At 45.7% G+C, this 15,093-nt stretch carries 8 protein-coding genes; 2 read left to right on the plus strand and 6 right to left on the minus strand.

Annotated features, from left to right (window positions below; all coding sequences use genetic code 11):
• Nucleotides 1–445: 445 nt before the first annotated feature.
• The gene (locus H9Q76_RS10605; RefSeq protein WP_021985329.1) at nucleotides 446–1,681 is read left to right on the plus strand and encodes a 6-phosphofructokinase; all 1,236 of its coding nucleotides are present in this window, start codon (nucleotides 446–448) and stop codon (nucleotides 1,679–1,681) included.
• A 297-nt stretch (nucleotides 1,682–1,978) separates the two neighbouring features.
• Here the strand turns inward: H9Q76_RS10605 and H9Q76_RS10610 are convergent, their stop codons facing one another.
• The 3 genes from H9Q76_RS10610 to H9Q76_RS10620 all read right to left on the minus strand — a co-directional run bounded on the left by H9Q76_RS10610 (nucleotide 1,979) and on the right by H9Q76_RS10620 (nucleotide 9,521).
• Entirely contained in the window at nucleotides 1,979–3,541 is a 1,563-nt protein-coding gene (locus H9Q76_RS10610) for a glutamate synthase subunit beta (protein WP_118374078.1), read from the minus strand.
• 20 nt (nucleotides 3,542–3,561) lie between these two features.
• Complete coding sequence (gene gltB, locus H9Q76_RS10615; RefSeq protein WP_021985331.1) at nucleotides 3,562–8,118, minus strand: glutamate synthase large subunit; 4,557 nt, start codon at nucleotides 8,116–8,118, stop codon at nucleotides 3,562–3,564.
• Between the two features lie 299 nt (nucleotides 8,119–8,417).
• On the minus strand, nucleotides 8,418–9,521 hold the full coding sequence (locus tag H9Q76_RS10620; protein WP_118374077.1) for an LCP family protein: 1,104 nt from the start codon (nucleotides 9,519–9,521) through the stop codon (nucleotides 8,418–8,420).
• A 206-nt stretch (nucleotides 9,522–9,727) separates the two neighbouring features.
• Between H9Q76_RS10620 and H9Q76_RS10625 the strand changes: the two genes are divergently transcribed.
• Nucleotides 9,728–10,951 carry a UTP--glucose-1-phosphate uridylyltransferase gene (locus H9Q76_RS10625; protein ID WP_118734436.1) on the plus strand — a complete coding sequence of 408 codons (1,224 nt, stop codon included), beginning with the start codon at nucleotides 9,728–9,730 and terminating at the stop codon, nucleotides 10,949–10,951.
• Between the two features lie 66 nt (nucleotides 10,952–11,017).
• Here H9Q76_RS10625 and H9Q76_RS10630 read toward each other — a convergent pair whose 3' ends face one another.
• The 3 genes from H9Q76_RS10630 to H9Q76_RS10640 form a co-directional block, all read right to left on the minus strand.
• Nucleotides 11,018–12,415 carry a CAP domain-containing protein gene (locus tag H9Q76_RS10630; RefSeq protein ID WP_249321072.1) on the minus strand — a complete coding sequence of 466 codons (1,398 nt, stop codon included), beginning with the start codon at nucleotides 12,413–12,415 and terminating at the stop codon, nucleotides 11,018–11,020.
• Nucleotides 12,416–12,604: 189 nt separating this feature from the next.
• Nucleotides 12,605–13,690 (minus strand): dTDP-glucose 4,6-dehydratase, encoded by a 1,086-nt coding sequence (gene rfbB, locus H9Q76_RS10635; protein ID WP_117781544.1) that lies wholly within the window; start codon nucleotides 13,688–13,690, stop codon nucleotides 12,605–12,607.
• Nucleotides 13,691–13,833: 143 nt separating this feature from the next.
• Entirely contained in the window at nucleotides 13,834–15,015 is a 1,182-nt protein-coding gene (locus tag H9Q76_RS10640; protein WP_118671362.1) for a MerR family transcriptional regulator, read from the minus strand.
• Between the last annotated feature and the right edge of the window lie 78 nt (nucleotides 15,016–15,093).

The raw sequence follows: 15,093 nt of genomic DNA on the forward strand, positions 1-15,093 counted from the left end.
AACATCTCATATTCTACCATATATATACCACATTGGGCAAATGCTTTCCACCCCATCCCGAATTATGTCTAACTATACACAAAGCTGCGAAATCCAAAAAGAGGGGAGAGAATGGATCACGCAGCTTTGTCACATAAAAAGGGGGGAGAGGGGGGTAACTTCTTTTTTTGAAGTTCTCTTCTTTTGTTTATGTCATTATAATACATAAGATCAGATTTGATTGAAATTGAAAATTTTTGAATATTATATAAAATTTTTTGGATTTCTCGTTTTTTTTAGAATTTTTTATCACTTTTCGACGATGCATAGATTCGCGGATTTTAGGTTTGCTATCCCTGTATGAATATGCTAATATAATTTTGTATGGCGTAAATCAACTATAATCGAAATCATTCTTTACGTCTGATACCAAATGATTATATTTAAAGTAGAATAAGGAGTTATCATGAGTAAAAACTGTATCGTTGCACAGTCTGGCGGACCAACAGCCGCTATCAATGCATCTCTTGCCGGCGTTGTTGCCGCTGCCAGAGATTTTGGAATATATGATAAAATTTATGGTGCGATTCACGGAATTCAGGGCGTGCTGAAGAAACATTTTCTGGATTTGTCAGACAAGGATGACGCATTCATCCAGAAGCTTGCACGTACACCAGCCATGTACCTCGGTTCCTGCCGGTTCAAGCTGCCAGATATGAAGGACGACGTTTCTATGTACGAAGAAATCTTCTCCATCTTTGAGGAAATGAACATCGGTGCATTCTTCTATATCGGCGGAAACGATTCCATGGATACGGTTGCCAAGCTCTCTGCTTACGCGGCTTCCATCGGCAATGATATCCGCATCATCGGTGTGCCAAAGACGATCGACAACGATCTGATCATGACAGACCATACACCAGGCTTTGGCTCTGCTGCCAAATACATTGCAAGTTCCATCCGTGAGATTGCCTATGACACCTATATTTACGATCTGGAAAGTGTCAATATCATCGAGATCATGGGACGGGATGCCGGCTGGTTGACTGCTGCTTCTGTGCTTGCAAGAAATGAATTCAGCCTTGCACCACATCTGATCTACCTGCCGGAGGTTGCCTTCGACAAGGAGCAGTTCATCACAGACTTAAAGGAAATGGTAAAGAAATACAAGAATGTCATCGTCGCTGTCTCTGAAGGTATCCGCGACAAGGACGGCAACTACATCTCTGCTACCAATGCTGCCGCTGACAAGTTCGGACATGCACAGTTGAGCGGTGCCGGAAAGACACTGGAATACCTTGTAAAGGAAAAGCTCGGCATCAAGGTTCGTTCCGTCGAAGTCAATGTTCTGCAGCGTTGTGCCGGACATATGGCAAGCATGACAGACTTAACAGAATCTTTCCTCTCTGGCAAACATGCAGTTGTCCTTGCCAAGAATGGAGAAAGCGCACAGATGGTAAGTCTGCATCGTCTGTCGAATGCTCCATACACCTACGAGCTTTCCAATACTCCGGTCAGTGAAGTTGCAAATCAGGCAAAGGAAGTGCCTGTCTCCTGGATCACGCCTGACCACCACGACGTGACCGCAGAAATGATTGCGTATCTGAAACCGCTCGTCGCTGGGGAAGTTCCAACGGACTACGCGGATGGCATCGCGGACTATTTGGATGTTTCGCATCTGACGAAGGTTTATGGGAAGTAAAACCCGAAGTTCAATACATTAAAATGGAATTGGCGTGTCCGCACAATCATAAATGAGAATGTGTTCATGCATGTTTGCCAACTTCAATACGGTAACATGAATTGCACACATAATATAAGCCATCAACAGACCATTGGAGCACATCAGCACTTAGCGATTGGAGGGACAATTTTAAAAATTGTTTCTCCAGAGCTTAGTGTCTGTTATGTGCGGAAGTGAGCGAAAGCGCGTCTGTAGATGGCTTTATATTACTGTGTGCAATTCTTATTAAATTTTCATAGGTTGGCAAACATGCCTCTAGAAATCATTTGAGTAGCCGTTGAGGAATGTGTCAACTTCCTTCGCTGCGTCACGTCCCTCGCGGATCGCCCATACAACCAGCGACTGTCCACGGTGCATATCGCCACATGTGTACACCTTGTCCACATTCGTCTTGTGCTCGCCCGGAGCTGTCTCCACATTCGTGCGCGCATTCAGCTTCACACCGAACGCATCTGCCACATATTTCTGTGTACCGAGGAATCCGGCTGCAATCAAAATCAGATCACACTCGATCGTGTACTCGCTGTCCGGGATTTCCTTCATGTTCATACGTCCAGTCTCTGGATCCTTCTCCCATGCAAGCTTCACACATTTTGCTGCACAGACCTGACCATCCTTGTTCTTCACGATCTCTTTTACGGTTGTCTCATAGATACGTGGATCGTGTCCAAACTTCGCGATTGCCTCCTGCTGACCGTAATCCGTCTTCAGGACTCTCGGCCACTCTGGCCATGGGTTATTTGCTGCACGTGTCTCTGGAAGCTTCGGCATCATCTCCAGCTGTGTCACAGCAACCGCACCCTGGCGGATGGATGTTCCGACACAGTCATTTCCAGTATCACCACCACCGATGACAAGCACCTTTTTACCCTTGGCACTGACATATTTTCCATCTGCAAAATTTGAATTGAGCAGACTTCTCGTTGTTGTCTTTAAGAAGTCAACTGCGAAATAGATTCCCTTTGCGTCACGTCCGGTTACCTTGATATCACGTGGATTTGATGCGCCACACGCAAGGACAACGGCATCGTATTCCTCCAACAGCTTCTCCGCCTTTACGTTCTTCACCTTGGCATCGGTCAGATAACCTGCCATCTCATCACCCTTGGCAACTGCCGGATTCTGGTTGTTCTTTCCATTTGCAATTTCTGTTCCGGTCACGAACTCGATGCCCGTCTTCTTCAGACAGTCGATCTTACGGTCGATAATCTGCTTCTCCAGCTTCATGTTCGGAATACCATACATCAGAAGTCCACCGAGACGGTCACTACGCTCAAATACCGTTACCTGATGTCCTCTGCGGTTCAACTGATCGGCGGCTGCAAGACCGGATGGACCCGAACCAACGATGGCAACACGCTTTCCACTCCGTACTTTTGGCGGCTCACAGTTCACATAGCCCTTCTCGTAAGCATTTTCGATAATGCTCCGCTCATTTTCCTTCGTGCAGACTGGATCTCCGTTGATATTACAGGTACATGCTGCCTCGCAGAGTGCCGGGCAGACACGGCTTGTAAATTCCGGGAAGTTATTCGTCTTGGAGAGGCGCTTATACGCCATCTCCATATTTCCTGTATACACATTATCATTCCACTCCGGCACGAGGTTATTTAGCGGACAACCGGACGCCATACCGGCAATCATCTTGCCATACTGGCAAAACGGCACACCACAGTCCATACAACGTGCCGCCTGTTTGCGCTGTTCTTCCATCGAAAGCGGCTCGTGAAACTCGTTAAAATTCTTTATACGCTCAAGAGGTGGTACTTCCTTGCTGGTCTGTCTTTCATACTCCATAAATCCTGTACTTTTTCCCATAAGTCATACGCTCCTCTCTCTTAATGATTCTTGATTGCATAGAATGCTTCGATCAACGCCTGCTCGCTGGAAAGTCCCTTGACCTCCATCTGACCGATCGTCGACATCATCTTCTTGTAATCATGTGGGATAATCTTCTTAAATTTCGGCAGGTACTCCTCGAAATGCTCGAGTACTTCCTTGCCGCGCTTGGAATTCGTACACTGAACATGCTCCACGATCATGTCCTTTAATTCCATAACATCGTATTTATCAACGACAGACTCAACCTCGACCATCTGCTTGTTGAGCTTCATGTAAAGGTCGCTGTCCATATCAAGTACATATGCGATACCGCCGCTCATACCAGCCGCGAAGTTCTTGCCGGTTGGTCCAAGGATCACGACACGGCCACCTGTCATGTACTCGCAGCCATGCTCGCCGACGCCCTCCACAACTGCCGTTGCACCGGAGTTACGAACAGCAAAACGCTCACCGGCAACACCGTTGATGAATGCCTTACCGGAAGTTGCTCCATAGAGCGCAACATTTCCGACGATGATATTCTCGGATGCATCATAGCGGATACCATCCTGCGGGTAGACGATGATCTTACCACCGGAAAGTCCCTTACCGATATAATCGTTGCTGTCGCCAACCAGTTCCAGTGTGAGTCCCTTCGGGATAAATGCACCGAAACTCTGTCCACCGCTGCCGTGGCATTTGACAACAAATGTATCCTCATCCAGAGTTGTTCCATATTTCTTCGTAATCTCAGAACCAAAGATCGTACCGAGTGAACGATTGATATTCGATACATCGATCTCGATGGTCTTCTTCTGCTTCTTCTCAAGCGCAGGTCCAAGCTTCTTCATAAGAACCGTCTCATCGACCGTCTTCTCAAGTTCGAAGTTATAAGGATTCTTATTTGCATAGCTGATCTTACTCTGTGCATCATTCGCAAACGGATTGTCTATGATACGGGACAGATCAACATTATATTCCTCAGCCATCTTGCCGGCCTTGATCAGGTCTGTTCTTCCTACCAGCTCATCCACCGTACGCACGCCAAGCTTTGCCATATATTCACGAAGCTCCTGTGCTGCAAACCGCATGAAATTCATGACATATTCCGGCTTACCCTTGAACCGTTTGCGAAGCTCCGGGTTCTGTGTAGCCACGCCGACCGGACAGGTATCCAGATTACATACACGCATCATGACACAGCCCATTGTTACAAGCGGTGCTGTCGCAAATCCGAACTCCTCCGCACCAAGGATTGCCGCGATTGCAATATCACGGCCGGTCATCAGCTTACCATCGGTCTCAAGAATTACCTTGTTACGAAGATCGTTCATAATAAGCGTCTGGTGTGTCTCAGCCAGACCAAGCTCCCAAGGAAGTCCTGCATGATGGATGGAATTTGCCGGAGCAGCGCCCGTACCACCATCATAACCGGAGATCAGAATAACCTGTGCGCCCGCCTTTGCAACACCAGCAGCAATCGTGCCGACACCAGCTTCGGATACAAGCTTTACGGAGATACGTGCATCTGTATTTGCATTTTTACAATCATAGATCAACTGTGCCAGATCCTCGATCGAATAGATATCGTGATGTGGCGGTGGTGAGATCAGACCTACGCCCGGCGTTGAATGTCTGGTCTTGGCGATCCAAGGATATACCTTTCCGCCCGGCAGATGTCCACCTTCACCCGGCTTCGCACCCTGTGCCATCTTAATCTGAATCTCTTTCGCACTTGTCAGATATTCGGATGTAACACCGAATCGACCGGAAGCAACCTGTTTAATCGCAGAACAACGATTCACGCCGTCCTTGCTTCCACGCATACGTTCCAAGCTCTCGCCACCCTCACCGGAATTGGACTTGCCGCCGAGACGGTTCATGGCGATTGCCATACACTCATGTGCCTCCTGCGAAATGGATCCATAAGACATGGCACCTGTTTTAAATCTCTTTACAATGGAATCAACCGGCTCTACCTGATCGATCGGGATTCCACCATTTTCCGGATAATTAAACTCCATCAGTCCACGCAGATGGAACGCTTTTTCTTCATCATCAATCGCTGCAGAATACTGTTTGAACAGATCATAGTTGTCTGTCCATGTTGCCTGCTGCAGAAGATGAATCGTGTTCGGATTATACAGATGCTCCTCTTTCCCGCTTCGCATCTTGTGGCTTCCGATACTCTCCAGACTCAGGTTCGTATACAATCCAAGTGGATCAAATGCAGAATTATGCAGTTCCTCCACATGGCGCTGGATATCTTTAATTCCGATACCACCGACACGGCTTACCGTGTTCGTGAAATATTTCTTTACAAATTCCTCGGACAGTCCGACTGCCTCGAAGATCTGTGACCCCTGATAAGACTGCACCGTAGAAATACCCATCTTCGATGCGATCTTTACGATACCATGCAGGACTGCGCTGTTGTAATCATTGACTGCCGCATAGAAATCCTTGTTCAGGAAATGCGTATCAACCATGTCCTTGATCGTATCGATTGCCAGATATGGGTTGATTGCACAAGCACCATAACCAAGCAACGTTGCAAAATGATGTACCTCACGTGGCTCTGCACTCTCGATGACCAAAGCTACCGAAGTACGCTTCTTCGTGCGGACCAGATGCTGCTGCATCGCAGATACCGCAAGCAGAGACGGAATCGCTACGTGGTTCTCATCGACACCACGATCCGATAAGATCAGGATATTGGCTCCATCACGGAAGAACTTATCTGCCTCGACGAAGATACGGTCGATTGCCTTCTCTAAGGATGTATTCTTATAATAAGTAATTGGCACAACGGCTGCCTTCAAGTTCTCTGTATTCAGATTCTTGATCTTCAACATATCCGTATTCGTCAGAATCGGATTGTTGATGCGAAGCACGCGGCAGTTCTCCGGTTTCTCTTCGAGGATATTACCATCACGTCCAAGGTAAACCGTCGTCGATGTGACGATCTCCTCACGGATCGCATCGATTGGCGGGTTCGTTACCTGCGCAAACAACTGATGGAAATAGTTAAACAACGGAAGCTTTTGGTTGGAAAGCACCGCAAGCGGGGTATCATCACCCATTGCTGCGATCGCCTCTGCTCCATTCTGTGCCATTGGAAGAATTGCTGTCTTAAACTCCTCGTAGGTATAACCAAATGCTTTCTGCAGACGGCTTCTCTCCTCGTTGGAAAGCTCCGGCACACGCTCATTTGGAATTGGAATATCGGTCAGATATGTCAGATTGCTGTCGAGCCATTCACCATATGGCTGTGCATTTGCATACTGATTTTTCAGCTCATCATCCGAGATCAGCTTTCCTGCCTTCGTATCGACGAGAAGCATCTTACCCGGACGTAAACGATCCTTCATCACTACATGTTCCGGCTCAATATCCAAAACACCGACCTCGGAAGAAAGAATCAGATAATCATCATCGGTAATATAATAACGGGAAGGACGAAGTCCGTTACGGTCAAGCACGGCTCCCATGTAATCGCCATCGGTAAAGAGCATGGATGCTGGTCCATCCCAAGGCTCCATCATCGTTGCGTAATACTGATAGAAATCACGCTTTGCCTTCGGCATATATTTATTGGAATCCCAAGGCTCCGGAATCAGGATCATAACTGCAAGTGGAAGCGGCATTCCGTTCATAACGAAGAACTCCAGCGCATTGTCCAGTCTTGCAGAATCGGAACCATCCGGATCAAGTACTGGTGTAATCTTGTGGAACTCTCCTTTGAAATACTCGGAATCCATTGTCTCCTCACGGGCAATCATACGGTCTTCGTTACCACGGATTGTATTGATCTCACCATTGTGAACAAGGAAACGATATGGATGCGCACGCAGCCAGCTCGGTGTTGTGTTCGTTGAGAATCTGGAATGTACCAGACCAATGGCTGACTCATAATCCTCATCCTGCAGATCCTGATAGAACAAGCGAAGCTCGCCTACCAGAAACATTCCTTTATATACGATCGTACGACTTGAAAGAGATGGAACATACGTATCCTCATTTGACTGCTCAAATACTCGGCGTACTACGAACAGCTTCCGGTCAAAATCAAGTCCACGCTCCACGTTCTTTGGACGCTTCACAAATGCCTGCATAATATATGGCATAACAGCGACAGCCTTATGTCCAAGGATTCCCGGATTCGTCGGAACTTTTCTCCAGCAGAGGAATTCCAGTCCTTCCTTCTCCACGATGATCTCGAACATCTTCATTGCCTGCTTACGCTGAAGCTCATTCTGTGGGAAGAAGAACATACCAATACCATAATCACGTTCCTCTCCAAGCTCCACGCCAAGCTCCTTTGCTGCCTTCTTGAAGAACTTGTGTGAGATCTGAAGCAATATACCAACACCGTCACCGGTCTTTCCTTCTGCATCCTTACCGGCACGATGTTCCAGATTCTCCACAATCCGAAGTGCATCGCTGACTGTCTTGTGTGTCTTAATACCCTTAATGTTTACTACTGCACCAATACCGCAGTTATCATGTTCAAAGCTGCTATCATACATGCCCTGTTCTGCGATATGCGCTCTTTCATCTCTTATCTGCGTCATGCTTGTCTTTCCTTTCTCGAAAAAATCTTGTGCTGGCGAAAATCAAGTAAAACATATTTTTCACTTTGTTTTCTCAACTCATGCGCCTATAATACAACACTTTATTCGAAATGTAAACCATTTTTTGTATTTTTGTGGAAAATAACAAGCAAATCCATATTTTCACAAAGTTTTTTCACTATCATTTCAGAATACATGCACTTCTGAATAATCACTTATACAAAAAAGAAACGCATCCCTCACAGTATTCTGTAAAAAATGCGTTTCTTCTATATATAATACGTTTCAAAATAATAACTTTATTCGGTCGGCGGATTGAAGATATTCAAATCAATCTCCTGTGCTCCAACTCCCGTCTCACTCTGAAGGGAAGAACTAATGCCTTGTACTTTAGAGGTCGGCGTGTAATCCTGTGTTCCGAACAGGAACTCATGCAATGCGGATACATTCGTTGTCAGATCTGCAGGAACAAGTACGGCACCCTTTGCATCTGTTGTGACTGGTGCATATGCCATCGGGAATCCGATTGTATCTCCAAGGTTATAATCAAACATATCCTTTGCAAGACTCATCAGCTCTTTCTTTGTCAAGCTTGTATAAATGTTTGGGAATACATCATCAATAATATCATTGATGGTTGACAAATCGGAACTCTTTGCCTTCTGAATCATCTTCGCAATAACGGTTCTCTGTCTCTCTGTACGGGTGATATCTCCCTGATCTGTACTACGGATACGTGCCCAGCCAGTTGCCTGTGTACCATTCAGCAACTGTGTACCTGCTGAAAATACACCATCAGAATATTCGCCGGAAATACCAATCTGCTCTGTAATACATGCATTCAGCATCTCAAGCTCTGCTTCACGGACATCGATCGTAATTCCACCCAGATCATCAATCGCCTGTGCCAACGCTGTAAAGTTAACCGTTACGAAATCTGTAATCTCTAAATCCAGGTTTGCATTCAATGCACGGACTGCCATCTCTGGACCACCATATGCATATGCATGTGTAATCTTCGTCGTGATACCGCCATCATAATCTACCTGAAGCAGGGAATCACGATATACTGAAGCAAGCTTTACTTCCTTTGTATCATTGTTAATACTTGCGATAATGATAGAGTCACTTCGGTTTCCTTCCGCCATGGAAGTTGTGCTTCTAGAGTCGATACCAAACAATGCAATTGTCCGATATCCCTTCTGTGCCTCATTCGCATCTTCATTAATATCCAAATTTTCTTTACTGTCATCCCAATTTGTCGGGCGGTTAATGTTGTCTAATTTTCGATTTGCATAAAAGAATAAATATCCGACAACCATAAAAAACATAACAACGATTTCAATCAGAAATGCAATTCCCCATTTGGCATTTGCACTCATGCCTGCCTTTTTCCTGCTCATATTCTTATCCTTCCATCTTTGTGTTTTTTCTAAACCAAACTATTTACCTATCATACATGATTCTTCATAAAATTACAATATTCTTTTTCCTTATTTGCTAATTTTTCAAAAAACTTTCATATTTTGACTGTTGTAAACAAAGTATGCCTATGCTATACTAAATTAAATTTTGACTACTATATTATGGAAGGAATTTATTTGAATATATGAATTTTAAGGAACGAAAGAACATATTGGAGGGGAAGCAACAGGTACATCTATTACGCTTTCTCGACCAGTTAAATGATGATGAAAAGCAAATCTTATTTTCACAGATTGATGCAGTTGACTGGGGATTTGAACAGGCATTTCACAACGACAAGAAAAAAGAAGATACCATGATTGAGGAGATCGATGCACTGCATCTGGATAAGATCCAGGCAGATTCGGAACGTTATCGTTCTATCGGCTTGCAGGCAATCAAGGAAGGAAAGCTTTGCCTTTTGCTTCTCGCCGGAGGACAGGGCACTCGTCTTGGTTTCGACAAACCAAAGGGCTGTTTCAATGTTGGTATTACAAAGGAACTCTACATCTTCCAGCTTTTGATTGAGCACACGTTAGACATCGTGCATGCTGCAGATGCATGGATTCCGCTTTATATTATGACGAGCAACATTAACTATCAGGATACTGTGACTTTCTTTGAAGCACATGATTATTTTGGTTATAACCCAGCTTATGTACATTTCTTTGTACAGGAATTGAACCCGGCTACGGACTTTAACGGAAAGATTCTGTTGAAATCCAAATACGAGCTTGCCCTGTCTCCAAACGGAAACGGCGGTTGGTTCTCTTCTATGCACAAAGCTGGACTTCTGGAAGGAATTTTTGAATCCAATCTGGAATGGATCAATGTATTTTCTGTGGACAATGTATTGCAGCGGATTGCCGATCCGGTATTCTTAGGTGCAACCATCGACAGTGGAAAGATGAGTGGAGCAAAGGTTGTCCGCAAAGCGTGTCCGGAAGAAAAAGTTGGTGTCATGTGCAAGGAAGATGGCAAGCCACATATTATCGAGTATTACGAAATGACTGATGATATGTTGAACAAGCGTCTGCCAGATGGCAGTCTTGCCTACGGATTTGGAGCTATCCTGAACTATCTGTTCCCAATCCAGAGATTGAAGGAAACTTTGGATAAATCCATGCCGTTGCATATAGTAAAGAAAAAGGTTCCTTACGTGGACGAATCCGGTAATCCGGTTACCCCGGCAGAGCCAAATGCATTTAAATTTGAGACATTGGCTCTCGATCTGATCCACGAGATGGACGACTGTCTGATCTTCGAGGTCGACCGCGAGCATGAATTTGCGCCAGTCAAGAACAGCACAGGAGTTGATTCCGTCGATACTGCCCGCGCATTGCTGGAGAAAAACGGCTATACACTTTAATACAACGAAAAAAAAGAGTCCATATCTCAACGATTTGGACTCTCTTTTTAATTCTGATTCTAAATTCTAATTCGAGAAAATCTGTACCCAGTAATATCCATATTCTGAATTCGGAATATACACATAACCAACACCCAGTCTCTTAAAACCGGCATTGAGGATGTTGCTCCGATGTCCCGGCGAATTCATCCAACCATTCATTACAGCAGAAGAATTTCCGTATCCCGCCGCAATATTCTCTCCCGCCGACCAATAGGAATACCCGATCTGATCTAACACGGTAAAACATTTTCTTCCATCTGGACGTGTATGGGAAAACAAGGTTGCAATCTCCTGCGCCCGGATATTGGCTGCTTTTGTAAGCTCTGGATCTAAGGAAAGTGCCGCAATACCATTTGCCTGCCGCTGTGCATTACACTGTGCCAGAACTTCCTGTGCCTGTGTTGAGTAGTTCGCAGTTGGCGTCCCTTTGATATAGGCTTTCTTTCCATCCTCAAACTGACTGGTATCACTGTTCTTTGGCACAAGCTTAATCTGGATTGCCTCTAAACGTTTTGCCATGCCGCTTGTTCCGGCAGTCTCACCATTCTTCGCCCATCCAAGCCAGCCATAGCTCTGTGCGTGAACCCGATAGTATACATCATAATAATATGCAACCTCTCCATATAATTCCAGTTCGATTGCCTCTAAACGTTTCGCCTGCCCACTCGTTCCAGACATGGCACCATTACTGACCATCTTTGTCTCCCAGCCATACGTCTGCACATGTGTCCGATATGAGATGCCGCCATAATACCGGTTTCCGGTCAATTTTACTTCGATTGCTTCCAGACGTTTTCCTTCGCCGGTCGTGCCGCTCGTCTTCCCATCCGTAAGCCAGCTCATCCAGCCATGTGTCTGGCAATGCACACGATACTGCACACCCATATCTACAATCTGACTCTTCGGAACCAGTTTAATCTCGATGCCCTCTAATCGTTTTGCCTGTCCGCTCGTTCCGGCCATGACACCGTTCTTCACCCAGTCCATCCAGCCATAGGTCTGACAATGCACACGATATACAACATCGTAATGTTTTGCCACTTCACCGGTAAGCTGAATCTCAATGCCTTCCAGACGTTTTGCCTGTCCACGGCTGCCGCTTTTCTCTCCATTGTATGACCAATCCTGCCAGCCATAGCTCTGGATATGTGTCTTGTACTGGATGCTTCCGGAATATTCATCACCGGTCAGTTTGACGCGAATCTCCTCTAAACGTTTTGCCTGTCCTTTCGTTCCTGCCATCGTACCATCATGAACCCATCCCTGCTGGTCACCATAGGTCTGTACATGCACGGTATAGGTAACACCCATCTTGGTTGCTGCATTCGCAGTTTTCGTAGTGCCAATTCCTGTTACAACAGAAACGAGCATTGCAACGACAAGAAGCCACGCCTGCATTCGCTTCCATGCTTGTCTTTTCATAATTTCCGCCCCCTTCCGCTCCGAGTCGGTCGCATTTCTATACACACTCAATTATACGACGTGCGCACATAATCCGTACCTCCTCTCCGCTTCGCTCCGAGTCGGTCGCATTATGCGCCGTATGAAATCATCTATAATTGCCGATTTGCGAGCAAGCTCGCATCGGCATTATAGATGATTTCGCACGTCTTATTTATTTGCGTACATGTCGTCATAGTACTTCTGATAATCACCACTTGTCACGTTCTTCATCCAGTCCTCATGCTCGAAGAACCATGCGATTGTCTTCTTGATACCAGTTGCAAAATCGGTCTCCGGATACCAGCCGATTTCCGCCTTGATCTTGTCCGGTGCGATTGCATATCTTCGGTCATGTCCCTTACGATCTTCTACATAAGTGATCAGATCCTTCGATACAAGTGCACGTCTTGGATCATCTGCTGGAAGCATCTCCTGCAGCGTATCAATGATAATATTGATGATTTCAATATTCTGCTTCTCATTATGTCCACCGACATTGTATGTCTCAAACAGACGTCCCTGCTCCTGAACCATATCGATTGCCTTGGCATGATCCTCAACAAACAACCAGTCACGGACATTCTTACCATCACCATAAACCGGAAGCTTCTTGCCCTGCAATGCATTGTTGATAATCAGAGGAATCAGCTTCTCCGGGAACTGGTAAGGTCCATAATTGTTACTGCAGTTCGTGATATTTGCAGGGAACTTATAAGTGTCCATATATGCCTTTACAAGCATATCCGAGCTTGCCTTACTTGCAGAATATGGGCTGTGTGGTTCATATGGTGATGTCTCATAGAAAAATGCATTCTTATCGTCCGGAAGGGAACCGTACACCTCATCGGTCGATACATGCAGGAACTTCTTGCCTTCCTTGAATGTGCCATCCGGCAGCTCCCATGCAGCCTTCGCGCAGTTCAGCATAACGGCGGTACCAAGTACATTCGTCTGTACAAATACTTCCGGATGCTTGATACTTCTGTCTACATGAGACTCCGCTGCGAAATGTACCACGCGGTCGATATCATTCTCAGCAAAAATCTTCGAGATTGCTTCCTTATCGCAGATATCTGCCTTTACAAATGTGTAATTCTCGCGGTCTTCGATATCCTTCAGATTCTCAAGATTGCCTGCATATGTCAGCACATCGACGTTGATAATGCGAATCTCGTTATCATACTTCTTAAACATGTAGTGAATATAATTGGAACCGATAAATCCGGCACCACCAGTTACTAAATACGTTCTCACTTTTCTACCTCCTTAAATCATTCCTTTATTTTCTTGATTTTGTCTCGCGCTTTTGAGTCGAAACACAATCCGGTATATTCGAATATGTGTTTGTTATGTATTTATTATACAGGGTGCCCCTAGGGCATAGTCAAGTGTTTTTTTCATTTTTTTACAAGAAATATTCCTGCATCCTTTGTAATGTGAAAGCCACCCACTATTTTCTTCTTCATAAATGTCCGGAATTCCTTGTATTTATGCGCAATATACTGATTCTGATTTCCGTGACACGACAAAACATATGAGATCAGCGGTTCGGCATCGTCAATCTCAATCGCATCTTCATACTGCCGCCACTCCACCTCCTCAAATGTACTTTGAAGAATATCTGTTCCATTCTCCTTGCCAAACCGGTCATACAGATTCTCCGCCGCAAGCACAATTCGGTCATCAAACTCCATGACTAACCGGCTGATTTCCTTCATATGCGCCGAGCCATACGTACCCGCAACAAGCACACCTCCCGGTTTCAGCACGCGTTGGATCTCCCGGCACGCCTGCCCGATGTCATCGCAGTAAAAGAGCACATGGTTCGCCACGACAAGATCGAAGGTCGCATCCGCAAATGGAATCGACTCGCAGCCGCAGATCGCATACGAGAACACTGCATCCTCCCTGCCGATTTCGCGTCTTGCATCACGCAGCATACCATCGGAAATGTCCGTAACTGTAATTGAAATATCCTCTGGAAACTTCTCTGCATTTTCCACCCAGAGGTCTCCGGCACCGCAGCCAAGCTCCAGAATCTTCTGCCCCGGCTTTACCTGCATCTGCTCATAGATCCACGGGAACCAGCCCTGTTTATTGACCGAATACTGCTTGTGCAGGTTGATCCGCGCCATGATATTCGAAGCATCCTTGTACTGCTTCTTCAGGATGCTCTCCAGGTCTGCCACCTGAATCAACTCGAACAACTTCGTCCAGTCTACTTCCCGGTCTGCCTGCAGATCATCGGTTGCCTCCCGAATCGTGCTTGCGACCAATTGTAACTGTTCAATGCGGTCTTCCACCAGCTTCTGCTGGATGTTCAGGGAGTTGACGATAAAATGCTTATCTGCATCGTCCACCTGCATCTCCTTGATATCTCCCAGCGAGAATCCAAGATACTTTAACAGGAGGATCTGCTGGAGCTTCGCGAGATCCTTCTCCGTGTAGTAACGCGCGCCGGAATCGCTGACAAAGGATGGCTTCAGGATGTTCTTCTCATCGTAGTAGCGGATGGTTTTCTTCGTAATATTCGCTTGTTTCATAAACTCGCCGGTCGAGTAATATCCTTCTTTTTTCATAGTGTTTTTCCTTCAAACCACGGAACACTGACGGGTGAAAAATCAAATTCAAAAAATTCACGTTACAATTTTTATGAA

Origin of the sequence: Wujia chipingensis, from assembly GCF_014337155.1 — a bacterium.
Taxonomy (GTDB): Bacteria; Bacillota; Clostridia; order Lachnospirales; family Lachnospiraceae; genus Coprococcus_C; species Coprococcus_C hominis.

Coding starts and splice junctions, on each gene's coding strand:
- H9Q76_RS10605 (WP_021985329.1), top strand. CDS start 446: ATGAGTAAAAACTGTATCGTTGCACAGTCTGGCGGACCAACAGCCGCT.
- H9Q76_RS10610 (WP_118374078.1), bottom strand. CDS start 3,541: ATGGGAAAAAGTACAGGATTTATGGAGTATGAAAGACAGACCAGCAAG.
- gltB (WP_021985331.1), bottom strand. CDS start 8,118: ATGACGCAGATAAGAGATGAAAGAGCGCATATCGCAGAACAGGGCATG.
- H9Q76_RS10620 (WP_118374077.1), bottom strand. CDS start 9,521: ATGAGCAGGAAAAAGGCAGGCATGAGTGCAAATGCCAAATGGGGAATT.
- H9Q76_RS10625 (WP_118734436.1), top strand. CDS start 9,728: ATGAATTTTAAGGAACGAAAGAACATATTGGAGGGGAAGCAACAGGTA.
- H9Q76_RS10630 (WP_249321072.1), bottom strand. CDS start 12,415: ATGAAAAGACAAGCATGGAAGCGAATGCAGGCGTGGCTTCTTGTCGTT.
- H9Q76_RS10640 (WP_118671362.1), bottom strand. CDS start 15,015: ATGAAAAAAGAAGGATATTACTCGACCGGCGAGTTTATGAAACAAGCG.